We start from the raw sequence: 21,218 nt of genomic DNA on the forward strand, positions 1-21,218 counted from the left end.
TTTTTATGCCCATTGTTTTGATAAATGAGCCATTTCAATTGCAGCAACTGCCGATTCATATCCTTTGTTACCAGCCTTTGTACCCGCGCGTTCAATGGCTTGTTCAATTGTTTCAGTTGTTAATACGCCGAAAATAACTGGGATGTCTGTTTGTAGTGATAAAGAGGCAACGCCTTTTGCAACTTCATTACAAACGTAATCATAATGAGTTGTTGCACCACGAATGACTGTTCCTAGTGTAATGACAGCATCGTATTTACCGCTACTAGCCATTTTTTTTGCGATTAATGGGATTTCAAATGCACCTGGAACCCATGCGACATCAATATCGTTTTCTTCTACCCCATGGCGCTTTAACCCGTCTAATGCACCGCCTAATAGTTTGCTTGTAATAAATTCATTAAAACGTCCAACAACAACGCCAACTTTTAATCCTGTACCAACTAAATGACCTTCGAATACCATATTTTATCTCTCCCTTTATATATTATAAACTTAGTAAGTGACCCAATTTTTCTAATTTTGTTTGTAAATATGCTTTATTTTCTTCTTTTGTTGGCATTTGCAATGGTACGCGTTCGACAACTTCTAAATCATACCCTTGCAAGCCGGTGATTTTTCTTGGATTATTTGTTAATAATCGTAGTTGTTGTAAACCTAAATCCTTTAAAATTTGTGCGCCAATACCGTAATCGCGAAGATCTGCTGGAAAGCCTAATTTTTCATTTGCTTCCACAGTATCGAATCCTTCTTCTTGTAACTTGTATGCACGAAGTTTATTAAGCAATCCAATGCCGCGACCTTCCTGTCTCATATAAAGAAGAACACCTTTTCCTTCGCGTTCAATTTGCGCAAGAGCAGTATGAAGCTGTGGACCGCAGTCGCAGCGGCATGAACCGAAAACATCGCCAGTTAAGCATTCTGAATGAACACGAACGAGAACCGGTTCATCAGTAGAGATGTCTCCTTTTACGAGAGCGATGTGTTCTTTTTGATCAAGCGAGTTGGAATAACCAATTGCATGAAATGTACCGAAGTCTGTCGGCAATGTAATTTCAATTTCTCTTGTTACGAGTGTTTCATGATGGCGACGATAAGCAATTAAATCTTCAATCGTAATCATTTTTATATCAAATTGTTCTGCCACTTGTACTAAATCAGGAACACGTGCCATCGTGCCGTCTTCTTTTATAATTTCACAAATGACTCCTGCTGGTTCTGCACCGCATAATTTTGCTAAATCAACCGCTGCTTCTGTATGGCCAGCGCGGCGCAGAACGCCGCCTTCTTTCGCAATTAAAGGGAAGATATGGCCTGGGCGATTAAAATCTGTACTTTTTGATGCTGGATTTAATAACTCGCGTACGGTTGTCGCACGTTCGTAAGCGCTAATACCTGTTGTTGTAGAAATGTGGTCGATACTTACTGTGAACGCAGTATGATGAGAATCTGTATTATGAGAAACCATAGGTTCTAGCTGTAAGCGGTCTGCATATTGCTCTATAATCGGTACACAAACAAGACCACGGCCATGTGTAATCATAAAATTAATTGTTTCAGGTGTAATGTTCTCTGCTAAAGCGATGAAATCTCCTTCGTTTTCACGGCTTTCATCATCACATACAATAATGACTTTTCCTTGTTTTAAATCTTCTAGTGCTTCTTCAATACGATGAAACATTGTGCTTCCCCCTTATAGAAATCCATTTTCTTGTAAAAAGCTTTCTGTAACTGAATTGCTCTGTTTCGCGGGCTTTGAAATAAAACGCTCAATATATTTTCCAATCATGTCACATTCAATGTTCACGATGTCTCCAGCTACTTTTTCACCGATAATAGATTCGCTTACAGTGTGCGGAATGAGTGAAATGGTAATGGAAGATTCATCTATATCAAATATCGTTAAGCTTGTTCCATCAATAGATACTGATCCTTTGTGTAAACAATAACGGAGCAAATTATTTGGAATTTCAATTTTGTAATATATCGCATTATAGTGCTGTTTTTTACTTACAATGGTTCCAATTCCATCAATATGTCCTGTGACGAAATGTCCACCAAAGCGCCCATTTGCAGCCATTGCCCGTTCTAGATTTACTTTAGAACGGTTGCCAAGTATACGTAGTGATGTTGCTCGCATCGTTTCAGGCATGGCATCAACAGTAAAGGAAGACGCTGTAAAAGAAGTAACAGTTAAACAAATTCCATTTACAGCAATACTGTCTCCTAGCTTTACGTCTGATAAGATTGTATTTGCTGTAATTGTCAGCTTCATTGCTTCTCCGCTTTGCCTTATATTCGAAACAGTTCCAAGCTCTTCTACAATTCCTGTAAACATGCAGGCACCTCATTTCGCACTGTAGCGACGATTTTTATATCATCGCCAATTTGTTTCATCTCTTGAATTTGCAAGGAAAGTGCATCTTGCAGCTTGTTAAAGCCGGTGCCACCAAACATAGTTGGGGCATCTTTTCCACCAATTAATTTAGGGCTTATATAAGTTACAATTTCATTAAAACACTTTGTTTTTAAAAAGCTCGCGTGTATCGATTGTCCTCCTTCAACAAAGAGTGAAAGAATTTGTTTCTCACCGAGAAGGAGGAGAAGATCGCGTATTTCAATTTGGCTCGTCTGCATTTGAAGTACAGATGTTCCTTGAGATTCATATCTTGCTATTTGTTCTTTCTGTACATCTTTTCCAACAATAATCCATGTTGGTGCGATCCCGTCTGTAATGACACGAGAGGAAAGTGGCATTCGTAAATGTGTATCTAAAATGATTCGAATCGGATGCTTGCCACCGTTTGGAAGACGTGTTGTTAAAGATGGGTCATCAGCTATAACAGTATTCACTCCGACAAGGATGGCATCGTGCGTATGACGATATTGGTGAACATCCCCGCGAGCATCTTCACCTGTAATCCACTTGCTTTCTCCAGTAGAAGTTGCTATTTTTCCATCTAAACTCATTGCAGTTTTTATTGTTACAAACGGCTGTTTCGTTTTCATGTAATGGAAAAAATATCGGTTTAATTGGATAGCTTCTTTTTCGAGAATGCCAGTAGTTACATGAATACCTGCTTTTTGCAAACGTTTTGCACCGTTACCTGAAACAAGCGGATTACAATCAAGGGTAGCGATTACAACATGTTTCACCTCTTTTTGAATGAGTAAGTCGCAGCACGGTGGCGTTTTTCCGAAATGGCTACATGGTTCTAGTGTCACGTATACAGTGGATCCTTTTGCTTTTTCGCCAGCCATACGAAGGGCATGGACTTCAGCATGTTCTTCACCTGCGCGTAGATGCGCTCCCATTCCTACGATGTTTCCATCCTTTACAACAACAGCACCGACCATTGGATTTGGACTTGTTTGCCCTGTAGCACTTTTGGCTAACTGTAAGGCAATCTTCATATATTCTTGATCAGTCATTCTTTTCACCTCTCCTAAGAAAAATCAAAAAACCCCAAGGATAATAGTATCCTTGGGGTTTGGGAGACGTGATTTCTAGAAATATAGTTCGAATACGAGAGTATAGGAAAGAAACCTAACGATGATTGATATTTTTGCACGAGAAAAAAGCCTAGCAAACTATCAATTTTTTATACGCTAGTCGTATCTTTTTATTTTAGCATAGGAAAATAGGTATATGAAATAAAACATATACACTGATTCAAAACGAATCAGTAAAAATGTGTACGCCAAAATAAAAGTGTATTCGTTATATAAGTACTAGAAAACATATCCTTCTCCCATCCAGACTATACTGTCGGCCCTAGAATTTCACTAGATCCACCGTTTCTAAGCTTAGAAACGGGTCACGGACTTAGAAGTGTGCACTTCATCACCGCCGGTTGGGAATTTCACCCGACCCCGAAGGATGTTGTTTGCTCACATTATAGCACAAAAAAGAAAAAAGGATAGTAAAAAATATTCGAATGTGAAGAATTGTATGAAAATGAAGGGGAGAATAAATTTTGTTATACTAGTATGGGAAAGATTTCAGTATAGACATAAATGAGGTGGAGATATGAAATATATTGCAGTGGGAATCGGTGGTATCGTGGGAGCTTTAGTGCGGTATGGATTAGAGCAATGGATTGGTACTCCTTCAGTCGACGCTTTTCCGCTGGCAACATGGTTAGCGAATATGATTGGTAGTTTTTTATTGGCATTTTTAACGATGTATTTCTTTCGTATGAAACAAGTTTCACAAGTGGTAATGAATAGCGTTGGAATAGGAATAATTGGCTCTTTTACTACTTTCTCAACATTTAGCATAGAGACATTGAAACTAATGCAACACGAAGCATTCTTTATGGCGTTTTATTATGTAAGTACGAGTATAGTCGGAGGATTGCTCTTATCTTTATTTGGATTTTACCTTGGAAATGCATTATATGAAAAAAGCGTGAAGAAAGAAGGAGCACGATGAATATTTTGCTTGTAGGAATTGGTGGTTTTTTCGGAACTATTGCTAGATTTTCTATTAGTAGTGCAATAAAAGAAAAGTACGGAAGTTTATTTCCATATGAAACATTATTTGTAAATATAGTAGGCTCATTCTTATTAGGTCTATTGTATGGAGTTGATGTGAATAGTACGTGGTTATTATTATGTGGAACAGGTTTTATGGGGGCATTTACGACATTTTCAACATGTAAGCTTGAAATTGTTCAATTGATACATAAACGTGAGGGACAAAAGGCGCTATTATATTTAGTAATGAGTTATATGCTAGGTATTTTTTCTGCACTGATAGGTTTTTATATAGGACATTTATAAGAAGCATGCACAAATCATTGTGCGTGCTTCTCGTATTATTATTCTTCCTTTGGTGCTCGAACGATAGATTCGAATTTTCCCTTATGCGAAGCATCGCAATAAGGCATGTTTTTTGATAACCCACAGCGACATAAAGAAAATGCAGGTTTTGCCGGGAAAGCATTCCCTTGTGAGTCGATTAGTTCCACATCCCCTGTAATGCGAAACGAACCATTATCATTCACTTTAATTTGTACTTTAGCCAACGGTATCCCTCCTTCCAAAACGCTTATGTTCATCATATAATTACAGGAAGTGCTTGACAATAAAAAACAGTACTTTGTATGTAGAAGAAGAGAGTGTTATAATAACGTTTATAGTTGACATATAGTAAGGTGACGAAACATGAATAAACAATTACGTACACTGCAAAATATTGCAAATGAGCGCACGTGGGCATCTTTTTTAAATGATAATCATCCATATAGTTTACTGCATTGGTCAATTGCTGGTGTAGGACAAGAACCAAAAGATGTGTGGCTTCTTCAAGACGAAGTTACATTTCAAACGACAGAATTTCAAACGCTTGATGAAGCGGTAAAATGGATTTCTGAAAATATGGAACAAGTTACAGACGTGTTAGCGCAATAACGTGAAAAAAACAGGCTTATGCAAGCCTGTTTTTTGTTTCTTTCACATATGTGTTTAAGAATCGATCCACAGCAGCTTCATACTCTTGTTTGTTTTCATTATAAGAGCAAGCGTGTGCACCGTGTTCCGCAATAAAGAGCTGTTTATGGTTTTCTTTCGCTTCATAAAGAGCTTTTGTCATATCACATAAAATATAGTCATCGTCTTTGCTATGAATAAAAAGGACTGGGTTATTTATGTTTTTTACACAATCGATTGGAGAAATTTCGCGTATTGTATAACCGTCCCTTACCTTTAAAAAGGCATTTGCTAATGGTAGCAGCGGCCATTTTGGTAAATGAAATTCGACTTTTAAGCGATGCTGTAGCTGACCATAAAAGTCAGAGAATGGGCAGTCCGCAATATAAAAATCAGCGCCGTCTTCCACCATTCCTGCATATTGAAGGAGTGTGGCAGCCCCCATCGATTCTCCATGAATGCCAAGTGTAATATTTGTTCCAAAACGGTTCTTTAGCCAATCAACTACCGTCTTTAAATCATATTTTTCGTAATAGCCATAACTTGTCGTTTTACCACCTGTTTTACCATGGCGACGGTGATCATAAATAAATACGTTATATCCTCTGTTTAAAAATAAATTTGCATATTTGACAGAGTTTATTTTATTTACGGTTACACCGTGACAAAAAATCATAAACTTATTAGAATTACCTGCAGAAATGTAATAGCCGTGAATGTCATATTTAAATTGAGATGGAATACAAACTTCTTCTTTTGGAATGGCATTAAAATCCTCTAAGCGAAAATGTTTTTTCGTTTCACGTTCTAAAATTTCTTCTTCTGTTTTTTTCTTTAAGTACATTACTTTATTCGTAAAGAAAATACCGATACCAATTAATACTCCTATTATGGTTAGCAATGCTGTAAAAAAACGTTTCATACCTCATCCTCCAAATACCTCTACATGTGATACGCTTATATTGTATCATAATGATGTAAAAAAGGGAGAGAGTGGAGCATGGTTCAAATGCAAAAAATTACAGAAGAAATGAGAAAAACAATTGCGTTATTTATGCGTGAAAATTGGGGAAGCGCGCTGATGGTTTCACGTGGAAGAGTGCATCAGCTAGATCAATTACCCGGTTTTATTGCAATTGAAGATAACAGAATAATAGGAATTATTACATATGAAATAAGCAAAAATGATTGTGAGATTGTTTCATTAGATAGCTTTAAGGAGAAAAAGGGAATCGGAACGAAACTTATAGAGTGTGTAATTGATATTGCGAAAAAACAATGTTGTAAAAAGGTGTGGCTCATTACGACAAACGATAATACGAATGCACTTCGCTTCTATCAGAAACGTGGTTTTATAATGACTAACTTATATATAGATGCGGTCAAGGAAGCGAGAAAGATAAAGAAAGAAATTCCGTTCATTGGCTATGATAACATCGCGATTTCACATGAAATTCAATTAGAAAAAATGAATATATAAGATTAGTTTGTATATATGGGGAGAATTAGAAGTAAGAGAATTTTATGTAACAATTTTCAGAAATATAAAACAATAACCTTGACGAATGATCTACTTTGTTTTAGGTTTAAATTGTAAGCTATTACCATATTAAGGGGTGACGATGTGGCAACCATACGTGATGTTGCAAAATTGGCCGGTGTTTCAGTCGCAACCGTTTCACGAGTTATTAATGAAAAAGGGTATGTCCATGAGGATACAGTAAAACAAGTAAAACAGGCAATTGAAGAGTTACAATATAAACCGAATGCCGTAGCAAAGGCGTTATTTAAAAAATCTTCGACAATGATTGCCGTATTAGTATCAAATTTAGAAGATCCATCCTATATAACATTGCTTCGTTCAGTAGAAGAGGCTGCATATAAAGAGGGATATCAAATTGTTATTTGTAATATAGAAAATAAGAGTGGTTACATAGAGATACTGATGCAAAATAATATTGCTGGTGTAATTATGACAAACGACATATATAAGCGTCTAGATAATCTTTCTATTCCATTTGTTGTACTTGATGAAGCAGGAGCGCTTTCTATGTATTATGACAGTGCTAAAAAGGCAGTTGTTTTGCTAAAAGAAAAAGGTTGTCATTTTCTTGCTTATATTGGGGAAGAGGCAGAAGATGAGACAATGGAAGAACATGTATCTGGATTTTTAGATGGAGTTTGGGAAGAAGGGCTTGCTTATCGAGAAGAAAAAATAGAAGGGCCTGAAGAAAAACAAATTATTGAATTATTACGAAAGTATCCATATATTGACGGTGTTGTCACTTCTAGTGATGCTGTTGCAATTGCAGTCGTTCATGCAGCAAGTTATCTTGGTATTCATATACCGGAGCATTTGCAAGTCGTTGGTTTTAAAGGAAGTTTACAAGGTGAATGGGTTACGCCATCTTTAACAACGATTGGAAGTCCCTTTGAAAAGCAAGGAGTGGTAGCTGTACAAAAGTTGGTAGGAAAAATAAAAAAGAAACAAGTAAACTTTGAAGAAGTACAGCAAGAAGAGTTTCTATTAATTGAACGAGAATCGACAAAGTAAAAGGTGCGTCCAAGTAAAACGCACCTTTTTTATAATGTTATGGCAGCAATAAACCCAAATATAAGTAGCGGAATATTGTAGTGAAGAAAGGTTGGAATACATGTATCCCATATATGATGATGCTTACCATCTGCATTTAAACCTGAAGTAGGCCCTAGCGTACTATCAGATGCTGGAGAACCAGCGTCACCTAATGCACCAGCTGTACCGATAATAGCAATGGTTGCCATTGGGCTAAAGCCAAGCTGCATACATAGCGGAACGAAGATTGTTGTTAAAATCGGAATGGTGGAAAAGGAAGAACCGATTCCCATTGTAACGAGTAGACCGATAACAAGCATAAGAAATGCAGCAAGTGGCTTACTGTTCCCAATTAAATCCGCACTTGTTTGAACGAGTGATTCAACATGCCCTGTTTTCCGAAGAACTGCTCCGAATCCAGCGGCAGAAATCATAACGAAACCGATAAATGACATCATACGCATACCGCTTGTTAAAATAGCATCAGCTTCTTTTAGCGGGAGACTCCCACTAATTGATAATACAATAATCCCTGCTAATGCACCAAAAATCATTGATTCTGTTGCTAATTGCACGCTTAATGTTGCGATAATAGATAACAATCCGAACGTAATGCTTCTTTTGGTGTAAGGAGCTATTTCATCAGTTGAAGAATGAATCGGTTCGGTAGAGTAGGTGCGTGGTTTACGATACGTAATGAAAGCAGCGACACATAGCCCGATAATCATACCTATTGCTGGAATTGTCATCGCTTTTGGAATAAGGGTTACATCAAATGTAAGCCCACTTTGCTGTGCATTTGTTTGTAACACGTCGTGATAAATTTTTCCAAATCCAGCTGGAATCCACATATAAGGAGTAATTAATCCGAATGTAATGAGACATGTAACAAGACGACGATCCACTTCTAATTCATTTAAAACTTTTAAAAGCGCTGGAATTAAAATAGGGATAAAAGCAATGTGAACCGGTATAATATTTTGCGAAAAACAAGCCATTGCTAAAATGATAAATAAAATAAGTACTTTGGAATATGTTTGCTTTTTTGTGTCTTTTTCGTTGCCAATTACATTCAGTGCAGTATGAATCATCGCGTCGGGTAGCCCCGTTTTGGAAAGCGAAATAGCGAATCCCCCGAGCATGGCATAACTTAAAGCGATTGGAGCACTGCTTCCAAGACCTGTGGTAAAAGTATGGATTGTTTCTGAAATCCCAAGTCCGCCAATTAGTCCACCTGTTAAGGCGCCGACGATAATAGCGACAATGACTTGGACACGTAATAAACTAAGCAGCAGCATCACTGCTACTGCGACGAGTACAGCGTTCATAATAAATGTAATCTCCCTAATTTTTTTCTGTTTTGCAACTTATCCTAGGTAAGTATATAGACGAACCAAGTAAAGTTACGACATGTAATTATAAAATGTTTTCTATGAAATGTAAAAGACATAACGATTGTTACCTATGTTGAAAAGATAACTCTTGTTTGATAGAGCGTATAGATTGTGCAAACAGTTCAGGTTCTTCTAAACTTGGTGAATGAGCAGAGTTTGGGAACCAGATCATTTTTTTGATGGGTGCTTGAATTGTATCACAATATTGTTGAACGAGTGCATAAGGTGTTTGGTAGTCGAAACGACCAGAACAGAAATAGACAGGTACGGAAAGTTTTGAGATTGTAGAAAAGAAATCTACTGTGAGCATTTCCTCCCATAATGCCCCAGATTTCATATTTCCTGCGAGAAATCTCACCCAATCTAACCATGTATATTCTGAAGAAAACAACCCTTTTCGAATGAAAGAAAAGGAAGTCCCATTTTGAACTGCTCCTCCAAACGTACCAAGCCATTTTCTTTGAATAATAAGGCGCCGCATATCTAGGAAAGGAGGCTTTCCAAGTTTGGTTAGAGATGTTAATGCACGTTCGTGTCCATGTTTTTTTGCGGAGTGAATTAAATGTTGATAGAGCAATTCTTCATTTTGTTTCATATGTACAATCTGACCTATACCAATATAAGCTTCGATATAGTCTGGATATTTATTTGCAATTTGTAAGCCGATAATACTTCCCCAAGAATGTCCAGCGAGAAATAGCTTCTGTTTTTTGAAACGAGAAAGAAGATATTTTATTACTTCGAATGCATCTGAAACAAATTGTTCAATTGTAAAAGGTGCTTTTATATCACGCCAGGAAAAGGATTTTCCTGCTCCTCTTTGATCCCAATTGACAACAATAAAGTGTTTTTCTAAGTCTTTTTGAAAATGACGAATGAACCCAATTTGTGCCATACCAGGGCCACCGTGACAGCATAATAAAATAGGTTGATTTACGTCTTGACCACGAATAAGTAGAGATTGTTCACGGTTGTTAATCGTAACGCTTTCTATCGTAGCAACGCTATTTGAAATTGGATTTTTTAATTCGTCGCAAAACGGTGGAGTGTAGCTACGAAAAAGCATATAAAAAAACCTCCTTTTATCTAATGGCATGTATCGCACGGATGTACAATTTTGCATATACTGTTAAGAAATTATTGTATCATAACATGTAGGCTATGTTTCAACTATGAGCGCTCAGAGAGAAGGGGGAAGAAAGTGACAGTTGGAGAAATTATAGATCGCTTAAACAAACGGGAACCACTTGCTATTATTGCGAAACGCCTCGACATGAGCCCATATGCATTGTCAAAAAAGTTAAGGGTGCTTGGATATGAATACGACGGCGAACTGAAGAAACGAATATTCATTGGAGAGGGAGAAGAACCGCGGCATTTGTATCTTCAAGAAGTTACTGCACTTCAATATGTAAAAACAGATTATCAAGTTTTAATATATGAACAATTGCAAAAAATTTACGAATTGCTTCGAAAACGAGAGAGACCAATTATAACGGAACCGATTATAAGCAATGAAAAGAAAAAACGCACTTTCTCTATTCGTACGGAAATTTTAGAGAAATTAGACGCTGTTTCTGTTTCCGAAGGGATGCATAAATCTAAAATTGTAGAAGTAGCATTGATGGAATTTTTACGGAAATATGAAGAGGTAGACGAAATATATCAAGATAAGTAAAAGAGAGAAGGTGTGTACCCCTCTCTCTTTTTGTGAGTGATAAAGTTTAGTTCACTCTTTGAATTCGGCCATCAATAATAGGCTGAATCGGTTCTTTTACTTGTTTTACATAATCCACTAACGCTTCAAAATCATTTGGCCCTGTTTCAGCGTCTTTTCCATTTTTAAAGGACACAAATCCATCTCCTCCTGAAGCAAGAAAGGCATTTGCAACGACGCTATACATTTTAGTGGCAATGAGTTCTTCACCGTTTGTTAAATGAATATTTGTAACCTTTTCACCATCTGGTTTGTTGGCATCCCAAGTATACTGAATACCTGAAATTTGAAGCATTCTCGTCTTATCTTTTTGCCATTGCTGATTTAAAATATCGCGAATGTCCTGGCCAGTTAAATTGACTTTTATTAACTGATTTCCAAATGGTTGAATTCCATATAATTCTCCCCACGTAATATCACCAGCATCTAAATCATTACGAATACCACCAGGATTCATAAGGGCAATTTGAGTATTCATGGTCGCACGCTGAGCGTCTGCAACTAAATTTCCAAGAGTCGATTCACCAGCGGCATTTTGTTTACGATCTATTGGAGCGGTAGATTTTCCAACAACCTGATTTACAAGAGGAGCGATTTTTTCTTGATACTGATCCATTTTCTTTTTCACTTGTTGGTCAGGTTTTATACCTTCATGGTAGGTTGTAACAACTTCTGCTTTTTTCTCAACAATATCTTTTGTTTTACGATCAATCTTGACATCAACATCAGCAAAAGCCATTCCATAGGAATTTGCTTGTACGACGAGTTTGTTGTTTACTGTTCCGTTTACAAAAGTATGACTATGACCGCCGAAAATAACATCGACCTCTGGGTCGGTTTCATTTGCTAGGCGAACGAGATCGCCATTTGTTACACCAGTATCATCGGTTGTACCTCCGACATGCGCAAGGACAACGATTGATTTAACGCCTAGTTTTTTCAGTTGTTGTGCAGATTTATTAATTGCTTCTACTTCATCTGTAATTTGTACATTTTTAAGCATAGTAGGCATAACAACATTAGGTGTATCTGTTGTTACAACCCCGATAAAGCCGACAGGCACCCCTTGTACCATTTTTACAGTAAATGGTGGTAGAAATAAGCGTCCAGTTGATTTATTGTAGAAATTGGAAGCGACGTAAGGGAATTTTGCTCCCTTGAAATTCCCTGTTTTTTCATGGTATCCACCATAAATGAGACGGTGCATTTCGTCAATTCCTTCGTCAAATTCATGATTTCCAATGGTCCCAACATCAAATCCTAAATCATTTAAAATTTCAATTGTTGGTTCGTCTTGTAGTAGGGCTGAAACTGGAGGACTTGCTCCAACGATATCACCAGCATGAACCATAAGCGTATTCGGATTTTGATTCTCACGATCTCGTAAATAAGCAGCTAAATACTCGGCTCCTCCTGCTTCTTTGTTGTTAATTTTCTTTACAGTGTCTAATTGCCCATGAAGATCGTTAATGCCAAGCATCTGTACGTCTATGTAGCGATTTTTTTCTGTGGGTGCTTGAGATGGAGGTGCAGCAAATACACTTGAAAAAGTAATTGTACTTAATACTAAAGCAACCGGAATGACTTTTTTCCACATGCGTTTTCTCTCCCTTTTTTATAATCTGACATCATACGACATAATTTTAATAGATTAAGAGAGTTATTGCTATAAAAATTCTACCAATTATAAAAATTAATAAAATTTCATTTTTTCATTTACACCTTTACAAAATATACATGTTAGAAAAATAAAAAGAGAATGGTCTGTTTTTATTGTCGAGAGGGAGTCATTTCCCCTATAATGGAGAAAAAAGTAAAAGGTGAGCAATTCATGAAGAAAAAGAAACAAAGACAAATGCAAAGACAAACGCAAATGAATCAGACAGATAAGGAATCCATTACAATTGGTGATCAATTAAATGCGTCATTAATGGATCAATTAAAAAGTAAGAAGAAAGAATTACAAGTAAGAGCGGAGCAAAAAGAAATAGAAGAGCAAGAGAGAAAGCGTAAGGAGCAAAAAGAACGCGAAAAGAATAAATCATTTGAAGAACTATTAAGTGAAAGTAACCTCACTTGGAAAGACTTTAAATAATACAAAAAAATCATCAGTGGGATTGCCCTGATGATTTTTTTACAATGTGATAGAAAAGGGGATTGGCATGAGGAAAATTGTAGTAGTTCCATATGAAAATCATTGGAATGAGAAATTTCAAATAGAGGCAAAGCGGTTGGCAATAGCGATGCCAGAATCAGTTAAGGTACATCATATTGGAAGTACATCGGTACCAGGACTCGCAGCAAAACCGATTGTTGATATGATTATGGAAGTGGAAGATATTGAGAGGGTAGATAATTGGAACGAGTGTTTTGAAGAACTTGGTTATATTGTAAAAGGCGAAAATGGGATTACAGGTCGGCATTTTTTTATTCATGGAACTGAAGAAAAAAGGTCGTACCATTTACATGTTTTCGAAGCAGGTAATCCAGAAATTACACGTCATTTAGCGTTTCGTGATTATATGATGGCGCATTGTGAAGAGGCGGAAGCTTATGCAGCATTAAAGAAAGACTTAGCAGAAAAATTTATATGTAATGGAGAGAGATATACAGAAGGAAAGACTGATTTTGTACGGAATATTGATGAGAAAGCAAAACAGTGGTTAGAAAAGAACACGAACGAGTAAGCATAAGTTATTTTTATAAAAATATTATGTTAACTGTATATATTTTGACTTTTTCTATAAATCTTGTTCAAATAAGGTGACGGTTATAAAAATTTTATGCCATCTCTCTATATCATTCAAAAGAGAGAAGAAGGAGGAGCAATCATGTATATTCCAACAACTACACTTCATAATGGCGTGAAAATGCCGATGCTTGGTTTAGGTGTATATAAAGCAAAAGAAGGAGAAGAAGTAAAACAAGCAGTAAAAACGGCTTTAGAAGTTGGATATCGCTCTATTGATACAGCGACTGTATATGAAAATGAAAGCGGTGTCGGAGAAGCGATTCGTGAATCAGGAATCGCACGTGAAGAGTTATTTATTACGACAAAAGTATGGAATGACGATCAAGGATATGAAACAACACTTCAAGCATTTGAAAAAAGTTTAAAGAAATTACAAATGGATTATGTGGATTTATATTTAATTCACTGGCCAATAAGAGGGAAATACATAGATACATACCGCGCTCTTGAAAAGTTATATGAAGAAGGAAAGGTGCGTGCAATTGGTGTTTCAAATTTTCATCAGCACCATTTAGAACAACTTCTGCCAAATTGTAATGTGAAGCCGATGGTGAACCAAGTAGAACTTCATCCGATGCTTGCACAGTTTGAATTACGTAACTTTTGTCAAAATGAACAAATTCAAATGGAAGCATGGAGCCCGCTAATGAGAGGTGGCGAAGTATTTCAGCATCGAATTATTCAAGAGATTGCTAAAAAGTATGAAAAAACGCCTGCTCAAATTATTTTACGCTGGGATATTCAAAGTGGCATTGTAACAATTCCTAAATCTGTTACACCATCTCGCATTCAAGAAAACTTTACGATTTTTGATTTTTCATTAACAGAAGAAGAGATGAAGCAAATTGATACGCTCGATCGTAATTTACATGTTGGAACGAATCCTGATAAATACGATACAATGTAAAAAAACGCTACCGAAGAGGTAGCGTTTTTTTAGCGGTGTAATGTGTATGTATCAGATTTAACCACTGCTTGAATTTGTTTATATTCTTCAGGTGTTAGTGAAGATTGAATTGTAGCTTGTACATTCTCTCGTAATTGCTGAATAGAACTAGCGCCTGGAATAACAGCGGCAACAGCTGGGTCATGTAAACAATATTGAATCGCTGTTTCGGTTAATGAATGAGTGTTTGTAATTTCTGTTACAGAAGCTAAAGTTTTTGTTAATTCGTTATAAGAATAAGAAAGATAATCTTTTTCTTTCACTTTTTCTACTTTTCTTTCATTACTGTCAGTTAATAACCCTTTCGCGAGTGGCCCGCGAGCAATTACGCTAATTTGATTGTCTTGTAAGAATGAAAACCATTCTTCGGGCCGGCGATTTAATAGACTGTACTCCATTAATATGCTAACAATGTTAGAGCGTTTTGCATATTCACGAATGACATTTGGACGAATAGAAGAAATTCCGTACTGTCGAATGATACCTTCTTCTTTTAATTCTTCAAACGCTTCGATTGTTTCATCGATAGGATCTTCTATTGTCCCGCCGTGAAGTTGATATAAATCAATATAATCTGTTTGGAGGCGGCGTAAACTTTCCTTTGCTTGTGCCTTTATATAAGCTTTAGAAGGGTCCCAAGACCAGCCGTTTTTTTCATCGGTCCAGCGGTTTCCGACTTTCGTTGTCAGAACAATTTGATCCCTTCTTCCCTTAAGCGCTTTTCCAACAAATTCTTCATTTAATCCATAATTGTATAAATCTGCTGTATCAAAAAAGTTAATTCCTAAATCAATCGCTTCATCGATGATGCGAATAGCTTGGTTTTCTTCTGTGCCAAGAGACATACAGCCAAGTCCCATTTCAGTAATATACAAATCTGAGTTTCCTAATTGTCGTTTTTTCATCGGTCAACCTCCTTAGTTATATTGTACGAAAGCGGAAGAAGGTTGACAAACGTTTACTTTTTGCTTGCAGTAATCCAGTCTTGCACAGTTGCGTACTCTTTTCCATATTGCTTTAGTTTATTACGAATTTGCCAAGCCTTTCCGACCAATGTGATGCTGTTTGGTAAAATATACACTTTCATTTTTATCACGCTCCTTTCAGTGTGGTAAAATGTATGAAGAACAATTAGGAAATAGAATAGGGAGATGAAATATTGTGAGTAATCTTGCAGAGAGAACAGTTGCAACTGAACCAATTTTTGATGGAAAAGTTATTAAAGTTCGTGTTGATGATGTAGTATTGCCAAATGGAGAAGTGAGTAAACGTGAAATTGTAAATCATCCTGGGGCTGTTGCTATCATCGCTGTTACAGATGAAGAGAAAATCGTGCTTGTTGAGCAGTACCGTAAGGCACTTGAAAAAGAGATTGTTGAAATTCCTGCGGGGAAATTAGAGCCTGGAGAAAAGCCAGAGGTAACAGCGATTCGTGAACTAGAAGAAGAAACAGGATATGTATGTGACAAAATGGAATTCATCACATCTTTTTATACATCACCAGGTTTTGCTGATGAGATTTTATATGTATACAAAGCAACAGGATTAAAGAAAAAAGAAAATAAAGCAGCTTTAGATGAAGATGAATTTGTGGAATTGATGGAAGTTTCATTAGAAGAAGCTGTTGAACTTATGAAAAATCAGCGTATCCATGATGCAAAGACGATGTTCGCTGTACAATATTTGCAATTACAAAAATAAACACTCGCCTAAGGCGAGTGTTTTAATTAATTTTTGCATACACGCGTGTGTCACGTAAGCTGCCATCTGGAGCAAGAAAATCGTTTTCTAATGTACCTTCTAAAATAAATTCTAGTCGTTCTGCTAAAGCACATGCATTTACATTTGTAGCATCGCAGCGAATTTCAAGTCGTCTTGCACCAAGCTTATCAAAAGCAAACTGGACAGCACCTTTCACTGCTTCTGTCATATAACCTTGTTTTGTATAAGCGCTATGTAACCAGAAACGAATTGAAAACTTTGGAATATCCCAGTCTTCTGGATGAAGGGTAAGAGCTCCAATAAATGTACCAGATATTTTATCATATAAATGAAAAGCCAATGTTTCACGAAGTAAAAATTGCCCGTGAGCTTCTCGAACGGTTTCTTCGGCAGTTTCTTCTGTCTCGGATGTAATTGACATCCATGGCTGTAAGTCTTCTAAAGAAGCTTGAACTGCTTCATATACCTCTGTTCCATCACCTGGAAATGGTTTGCGTACTTGCAGGCGCTCAGTTTGAAATAATGTTGGAAAATCTAATAATAATGGTTTCAAGCAAAATCCCTCCTATTCTCTACTTTTAAGTTTAGCAAAGTGGAGCGGAATTTCAATCTTAATTAATCATACTTTTTTCTTTCTTTCATACATTTTAATAAGAGTGTGAACGGAGGGAAGAAAAAATGTTACGAAAAACTTGGCAAGATCGTGTAATTTCTCATATACAAGAGAATTCTTCGCTATATATATTTAATTCTGTTTTATTATTGATGGGTGTAGTGTTTGGAGCTATTCTTGTAAATAGTCTAGAGGTGAGTCAAAAACAAGATTTATCTTTTTATTTGAATCGATTTTTTGGACAAGTTTCCAAAGGAGAATTTGCAATTGCGAGCGACATGTTTCGAGAAAGCTTCTTTTCACAATTAAAATATATTGGATTTATTTGGCTGTTAGGAATTTCAATTATTGGATTGCCACTTATTTTTATTTTATTATTTTTAAAAGGAGTGGTTGTTGGATTTACAGTAGGTTTTTTAGTTAGTCAGCACGGATGGAATGGATTGATGTTGACATTTGTATCTGTGTTGCCACAAAATTTAATTATTATTCCGGCGTTTCTTGTTATGACAACAATTGCTGCAAGTTTTTCTTTACGCATGATTAGGCATCAATTTATTCGGAAAATTACCGAGCCACTATTACCGTTATTAATTCGCTACACTTGTTTCTTTCTTGCTATTGGTGTGGTATTAGCAATTGCTTCTAGCATTGAAGCCTATGCATCACCGGTATTAATGAAAGAAGTCGTGGAAGTTATCAATAAAAAATAAATACTATATGAGAATAATTATCAACTTATTTTGATTGTTTTTCTTTTGACAGAAGCTCTTCTTCTGATATAATGGTGTAAGAGTGGCGAGGAGGGAGTAGTACCGAATGGAAGAGAGAATTGAACGAATTAAGAAGCAATTGCATGCAGCGAGCTATAAGTTAACACCACAACGTGAAGCAACGGTTCGTGTGCTGCTAGAAAATGAAGAAGATCATTTAAGCGCAGAAGATGTTTACCTCCTTGTAAAAGAAAAGTCGCCAGAGATCGGACTAGCAACCGTCTATCGAACTTTAGAGTTATTATCTGAGTTAAAAGTTGTTGATAAAATTAACTTCGGAGACGGTGTTTCACGCTATGACTTACGTCAAGAAGGTGCACAGCGTTTCCATCATCATTTAATTTGTACACAGTGCGGTGCTGTACAAGAAATTCAAGAGGATTTACTTGGTGAAGTGGAGAAAAAAGTAGAACGAGACTGGAGCTTTAAGGTAAAAGACCATCGTTTAACTTTCCATGGGCTTTGTAAAAATTGTCACGAAAATGAAACGGATGAAAAATAACCTTTTCCTATTTAGCTAGGAAGGGTTTTTTTATTTGAGTTTAGGTATAAATTGCAGAAAGCTTGGCATATGTTGTAATAACATATATCTTGGAGGAGTTTACAATGCGCCGAGCTTTAAAGTTAACTTTTGATGGAATGAAAGTATTTTTATTATTTACAGGTTGTACGATTTTGTTTTATTTCGCTATACTATGGATAAATGAAGAATATGAAAGTTATCATCGGTATGAAAAACCAAAAGAAGAGACAGTAGAAAAAGTATCAGGGAATGAGGAACCAGAAAAAGATGCTTTTGTAAATAGAATAATTTTTTTCTATGAAAATGGGGAGTAGTGTAGATTGGAAGATCAATTAAAAGATTTTATTCATTATATGATTGTGGAAAAAGGTTTAGCAAGAAATACAGTTGTATCCTATGAGCGAGATTTAAAAAGTTATGTGAAGTATTTACAAAATGTTGAGCAAATAAAAACATTTCATGAAGTGACAAGGATACACATTGTGAATTTTTTGCAGTATTTAAAAGAGAACGGAAAATCTTCAAAAACTTTGGCACGTCACATTGCCTCTATTCGTTCGTTTCATCAATTTTTACTTCGTGAAAGAGTAGTAGAACATGATCCATCTGTGCATATTGAAACGCCTCAGGGCGAGCGGAAATTACCGAAAGTATTGTCAGTGGATGAAGTAGAAGCATTGCTTCAAACGCCCAAAGCGACAAGTGCATTTGGTATTCGTGATAAGGCTATGTTAGAGCTATTGTATGCAACAGGGCTCCGTGTTTCTGAATTGATTGCATTAAATTTAGAGGATGTTCATTTAACAATGGGTTTTGTTCGTTGCATAGGAAAAGGGAATAAAGAGCGAATTATCCCACTAGGTAGTTTGGCGACAGAAGCGATTCAACGCTATATTGAAAAGGGCAGAAGGGAACTGATAGGAAAAAAAACAGTTGATGCCCTCTTTTTGAACCATCACGGTAATCGATTGTCCCGTCAAGGGTTTTGGAAGATTTTGAAACGACTAGCAAAAGAAGCGAATATAGAAAAAGAGCTTACGCCGCATACACTGCGCCATTCTTTTGCGACTCATTTATTAGAAAATGGAGCGGATTTGCGTGCTGTACAAGAAATGCTTGGACATGCCGATATTTCTACAACGCAAATTTATACACACGTTTCAAAAACTAGATTAAAAGATGTATATAAACAGTTCCACCCGAGAGCATAGTAATTTATGCTCTTTTTTATTTTGTTTCGCTATTTGTGGGGAGTATGACCTCTATCTTAAGGTTCAGAGAGAAGGTAAGAAGAGAGGTGAGGAAGAACGCCTGTAAAAGCCTAATTGGTGAGAGCTTTCTATCTGTTACTTAGTCTATACAGAGCCATTTTTATTTTCCAACATATAAATCGCTGCTATGAAAATAAAAGGAGATCTCCACTTATCTTCTTCTTTTGTTTTAACTTGGCATGGGGCAGGAAGAGGGTCTGACCGCTTCAATGCATGGCTAGATGCTCTCTCCCATCTAAAAGGAAGGTTTTTTATTTTGTATTTATAAAGCTAACGCACAAATCTAGTAATAATAGAACGTGTATGAAAAAGTAAGTGCTTCACAAAAACTTCACAAACATTTCGTACATTGTTTTCAGCAGAAAGCTGGAATATGAACTGGTATATCCTCTATACTAAATAAAGTATAAAGGAGGAAATCATAATGAAAAAACTTATAATCACTTTATTTATTGCAATGTTAGCATTAGCTGGATGTAATACAAAGGAAGAAGATACAACAAAAAAAGAGAAACTTGAAGAAGTAAAAGTAGCTGTCCAAACAAATCCGAAAGAAATTAAACCAAATGAAAAAACAGAAGTACAGGCTCTTGTTACACAAGGAAAGGAAAAAGTAACGGATGCTGATGATGTGAAATTTGAAATTTGGAAAGATGGCGAAGAAAAACACGAAATGTTAAATGGAACGCATAAAGGAAAAGGTGTTTATGCAGTAGAAAAAACATTCCCGTCAGATGGTGTATATCATGTTATTGCACATACAAATGCACGTGAAATGCATGTAATGCCAGAAGTGAAAATAGCTGTAGGAAATGCGAAAGTTGAGGATGTAAAGAAAGAAAAAGGTAATCATGAAGCAGGTCATGGTGAGCACAAAAGTGACACAATGATTCATCTTATGGCTGGCGACGTGAAAGCAAATGCTGAATCAACAATGAAAGTTCATTTGAAACAGAAAGAAGATGCTTTAACTGGTGCTGAAGTACAGCTTGAGATTTGGAAAGATGGCGCTGAAAAACATGAGTATATTCCAGCTAAAGAAGGTGACAAGGGCGAATATGTTAGTAAACATACGTTTAAAGAAGCTGGTGCTTATAAAGTAAAAGTGCATGTGAGAAAAGGTGAGCTTCACGAACATAAGGAAGAAACAGTAGAAGTAAAATAAAAAGCAGCTCTAAAGAGCTGCTTTTTATTTTAGGGTAATGAAATATATCATAATTTCATTAGCACTTCTGTGCAGAATGGATTACAATAGAAAGTGTGAAGAAAATAAGAATTTCTACGAAAATGTATTAAAAAGAAAGCGTAAACATGTTATGATATCAGCATGAGATGTCTGACATCTGACTTAGAAAAAACAGGGAATTTTTTTGCTTCGTTTGAAAATAGAGCGAAGAGGGTTGGAGAATGACTTGAACAAGTGGTTTAGTTAGTGGGAAAATGAGAGGATTCTCACTGATAGCAGTTTCACTTTACAACGTTTTGCACATACTACAAGA

The 21,218-nt window shown here is 36.4% G+C and carries 27 protein-coding genes and 1 riboswitch; of the genes, 15 read left to right on the forward strand and 12 right to left on the reverse strand.

Annotation, left to right across the window (positions count from 1 at the left end):
* Positions 1-3: 3 nt before the first annotated feature.
* Genes ribH through ribD form a run of 4 tightly spaced genes read right to left on the reverse strand, consistent with a single transcriptional unit; the run spans position 4 to position 3,432 of the window.
* The gene (gene ribH, locus HRG09_RS02110) at positions 4-465 is read right to left on the reverse strand and encodes a 6,7-dimethyl-8-ribityllumazine synthase (RefSeq protein ID WP_000230897.1); all 462 of its coding nucleotides are present in this window, start codon (positions 463-465) and stop codon (positions 4-6) included.
* Between the two features lie 22 nt (positions 466-487).
* Entirely contained in the window at positions 488-1,681 is a 1,194-nt protein-coding gene (locus tag HRG09_RS02115) for a bifunctional 3,4-dihydroxy-2-butanone-4-phosphate synthase/GTP cyclohydrolase II (RefSeq protein WP_174099118.1), read from the reverse strand.
* Positions 1,682-1,693: 12 nt separating this feature from the next.
* A complete protein-coding gene (gene ribE, locus HRG09_RS02120; protein ID WP_174099119.1) occupies positions 1,694-2,338 on the reverse strand; it encodes a riboflavin synthase in 645 nt (214 codons plus the stop codon).
* The gene (gene ribD, locus HRG09_RS02125; RefSeq protein WP_174099120.1) at positions 2,320-3,432 is read right to left on the reverse strand and encodes a bifunctional diaminohydroxyphosphoribosylaminopyrimidine deaminase/5-amino-6-(5-phosphoribosylamino)uracil reductase RibD; all 1,113 of its coding nucleotides are present in this window, start codon (positions 3,430-3,432) and stop codon (positions 2,320-2,322) included. The genes ribE and ribD overlap by 19 nt, the downstream gene beginning before the upstream one ends.
* Positions 3,433-3,740: 308 nt before the next feature.
* A riboswitch (FMN riboswitch) is annotated at positions 3,741-3,885 on the reverse strand.
* Positions 3,886-4,030: 145 nt separating this feature from the next.
* On the opposite strand from ribD, the gene HRG09_RS02130 reads away from it, so the two are divergent.
* Positions 4,031-4,435: a fluoride efflux transporter FluC gene (locus HRG09_RS02130; protein WP_174099121.1), complete on the forward strand. Its 405-nt coding sequence runs from the start codon at positions 4,031-4,033 to the stop codon at positions 4,433-4,435.
* Entirely contained in the window at positions 4,432-4,785 is a 354-nt protein-coding gene (crcB, locus tag HRG09_RS02135; RefSeq protein ID WP_174099122.1) for a fluoride efflux transporter CrcB, read from the forward strand. Before HRG09_RS02130 ends, crcB begins: the two co-directional genes overlap by 4 nt.
* Positions 4,786-4,823: 38 nt before the next feature.
* On the opposite strand, the gene HRG09_RS02140 is transcribed toward crcB, so the two are convergent.
* Positions 4,824-5,066: a CDGSH iron-sulfur domain-containing protein gene (locus tag HRG09_RS02140; RefSeq protein ID WP_174099123.1), complete on the reverse strand. Its 243-nt coding sequence runs from the start codon at positions 5,064-5,066 to the stop codon at positions 4,824-4,826.
* A 103-nt stretch (positions 5,067-5,169) separates the two neighbouring features.
* Between HRG09_RS02140 and HRG09_RS02145 the strand changes: the two genes are divergently transcribed.
* A complete protein-coding gene (locus HRG09_RS02145; protein ID WP_174099124.1) occupies positions 5,170-5,415 on the forward strand; it encodes a DUF2552 family protein in 246 nt (81 codons plus the stop codon).
* A 16-nt stretch (positions 5,416-5,431) separates the two neighbouring features.
* Here the strand turns inward: HRG09_RS02145 and HRG09_RS02150 are convergent, their stop codons facing one another.
* Positions 5,432-6,355, reverse strand: a complete 924-nt coding sequence (locus tag HRG09_RS02150; protein WP_174099125.1) for an alpha/beta hydrolase — start codon at positions 6,353-6,355, stop codon at positions 5,432-5,434.
* A gap of 78 nt (positions 6,356-6,433) precedes the next feature.
* On the opposite strand from HRG09_RS02150, the gene HRG09_RS02155 reads away from it, so the two are divergent.
* Together HRG09_RS02155 and HRG09_RS02160 are read left to right on the forward strand one after the other, a co-directional pair.
* Complete coding sequence (locus tag HRG09_RS02155; protein WP_174099126.1) at positions 6,434-6,913, forward strand: GNAT family N-acetyltransferase; 480 nt, start codon at positions 6,434-6,436, stop codon at positions 6,911-6,913.
* Positions 6,914-7,057: 144 nt separating this feature from the next.
* Complete coding sequence (locus HRG09_RS02160) at positions 7,058-7,987, forward strand: LacI family DNA-binding transcriptional regulator (protein ID WP_174099127.1); 930 nt, start codon at positions 7,058-7,060, stop codon at positions 7,985-7,987.
* Between the two features lie 29 nt (positions 7,988-8,016).
* Here the strand turns inward: HRG09_RS02160 and HRG09_RS02165 are convergent, their stop codons facing one another.
* Together HRG09_RS02165 and HRG09_RS02170 are read right to left on the reverse strand one after the other, a co-directional pair.
* Positions 8,017-9,336 (reverse strand): Na+/H+ antiporter family protein, encoded by a 1,320-nt coding sequence (locus HRG09_RS02165; RefSeq protein ID WP_174099128.1) that lies wholly within the window; start codon positions 9,334-9,336, stop codon positions 8,017-8,019.
* A 130-nt stretch (positions 9,337-9,466) separates the two neighbouring features.
* Positions 9,467-10,468, reverse strand: coding sequence for an alpha/beta fold hydrolase (locus HRG09_RS02170; RefSeq protein WP_174099129.1), 1,002 nt, complete (start codon positions 10,466-10,468; stop codon positions 9,467-9,469).
* Positions 10,469-10,603: 135 nt separating this feature from the next.
* Here HRG09_RS02170 and HRG09_RS02175 point away from each other — a divergent pair, with 135 nt between their 5' ends.
* On the forward strand, positions 10,604-11,080 hold the full coding sequence (locus HRG09_RS02175) for a ribbon-helix-helix domain-containing protein (RefSeq protein WP_174099130.1): 477 nt from the start codon (positions 10,604-10,606) through the stop codon (positions 11,078-11,080).
* Between the two features lie 46 nt (positions 11,081-11,126).
* Here the strand turns inward: HRG09_RS02175 and HRG09_RS02180 are convergent, their stop codons facing one another.
* A complete protein-coding gene (locus HRG09_RS02180; protein ID WP_174099131.1) occupies positions 11,127-12,716 on the reverse strand; it encodes a bifunctional metallophosphatase/5'-nucleotidase in 1,590 nt (529 codons plus the stop codon).
* A 234-nt stretch (positions 12,717-12,950) separates the two neighbouring features.
* Here HRG09_RS02180 and HRG09_RS02185 point away from each other — a divergent pair, with 234 nt between their 5' ends.
* From HRG09_RS02185 to HRG09_RS02195, 3 genes are all read left to right on the forward strand, one after another.
* On the forward strand, positions 12,951-13,214 hold the full coding sequence (locus HRG09_RS02185) for a YqkE family protein (protein ID WP_174099132.1): 264 nt from the start codon (positions 12,951-12,953) through the stop codon (positions 13,212-13,214).
* Positions 13,215-13,281: 67 nt separating this feature from the next.
* Complete coding sequence (locus HRG09_RS02190) at positions 13,282-13,806, forward strand: GrpB family protein (protein ID WP_174099133.1); 525 nt, start codon at positions 13,282-13,284, stop codon at positions 13,804-13,806.
* 144 nt (positions 13,807-13,950) lie between these two features.
* Positions 13,951-14,778 carry an aldo/keto reductase gene (locus tag HRG09_RS02195; protein ID WP_174099134.1) on the forward strand — a complete coding sequence of 276 codons (828 nt, stop codon included), beginning with the start codon at positions 13,951-13,953 and terminating at the stop codon, positions 14,776-14,778.
* Positions 14,779-14,807: 29 nt separating this feature from the next.
* Here HRG09_RS02195 and HRG09_RS02200 read toward each other — a convergent pair whose 3' ends face one another.
* Together HRG09_RS02200 and mciZ are read right to left on the reverse strand one after the other, a co-directional pair.
* Positions 14,808-15,722 carry an aldo/keto reductase gene (locus HRG09_RS02200; RefSeq protein WP_174099135.1) on the reverse strand — a complete coding sequence of 305 codons (915 nt, stop codon included), beginning with the start codon at positions 15,720-15,722 and terminating at the stop codon, positions 14,808-14,810.
* A gap of 53 nt (positions 15,723-15,775) precedes the next feature.
* Positions 15,776-15,904 (reverse strand): Z-ring formation inhibitor MciZ, encoded by a 129-nt coding sequence (gene mciZ, locus HRG09_RS02205; RefSeq protein ID WP_174099136.1) that lies wholly within the window; start codon positions 15,902-15,904, stop codon positions 15,776-15,778.
* A 74-nt stretch (positions 15,905-15,978) separates the two neighbouring features.
* On the opposite strand from mciZ, the gene HRG09_RS02210 reads away from it, so the two are divergent.
* A complete protein-coding gene (locus tag HRG09_RS02210; protein WP_174099137.1) occupies positions 15,979-16,518 on the forward strand; it encodes an NUDIX hydrolase in 540 nt (179 codons plus the stop codon).
* Between the two features lie 22 nt (positions 16,519-16,540).
* On the opposite strand, the gene HRG09_RS02215 is transcribed toward HRG09_RS02210, so the two are convergent.
* Entirely contained in the window at positions 16,541-17,092 is a 552-nt protein-coding gene (locus HRG09_RS02215) for a GNAT family N-acetyltransferase (RefSeq protein ID WP_174099138.1), read from the reverse strand.
* 155 nt (positions 17,093-17,247) lie between these two features.
* Here HRG09_RS02215 and spoIIM point away from each other — a divergent pair, with 155 nt between their 5' ends.
* The 5 genes from spoIIM (at position 17,248) to HRG09_RS02240 (ending at position 20,884) form a co-directional block, all read left to right on the forward strand.
* Positions 17,248-17,865: a stage II sporulation protein M gene (gene spoIIM, locus HRG09_RS02220; protein WP_375335742.1), complete on the forward strand. Its 618-nt coding sequence runs from the start codon at positions 17,248-17,250 to the stop codon at positions 17,863-17,865.
* 106 nt (positions 17,866-17,971) lie between these two features.
* Positions 17,972-18,427, forward strand: coding sequence for a ferric iron uptake transcriptional regulator (gene fur, locus HRG09_RS02225; protein WP_174099140.1), 456 nt, complete (start codon positions 17,972-17,974; stop codon positions 18,425-18,427).
* A gap of 104 nt (positions 18,428-18,531) precedes the next feature.
* Positions 18,532-18,762: a YqzK family protein gene (locus tag HRG09_RS02230; RefSeq protein ID WP_174099141.1), complete on the forward strand. Its 231-nt coding sequence runs from the start codon at positions 18,532-18,534 to the stop codon at positions 18,760-18,762.
* 6 nt (positions 18,763-18,768) lie between these two features.
* Positions 18,769-19,659, forward strand: a complete 891-nt coding sequence (gene xerD, locus HRG09_RS02235; RefSeq protein WP_174099142.1) for a site-specific tyrosine recombinase XerD — start codon at positions 18,769-18,771, stop codon at positions 19,657-19,659.
* Between the two features lie 484 nt (positions 19,660-20,143).
* On the forward strand, positions 20,144-20,884 hold the full coding sequence (locus HRG09_RS02240; protein ID WP_174099143.1) for a FixH family protein: 741 nt from the start codon (positions 20,144-20,146) through the stop codon (positions 20,882-20,884).
* Positions 20,885-21,218: the final 334 nt, after the last annotated feature.

The sequence above is a fragment of the Bacillus sp. Xin1 genome (assembly GCF_013314535.1).
GTDB lineage: Bacteria > Bacillota > Bacilli > Bacillales > Bacillaceae_G > Bacillus_A.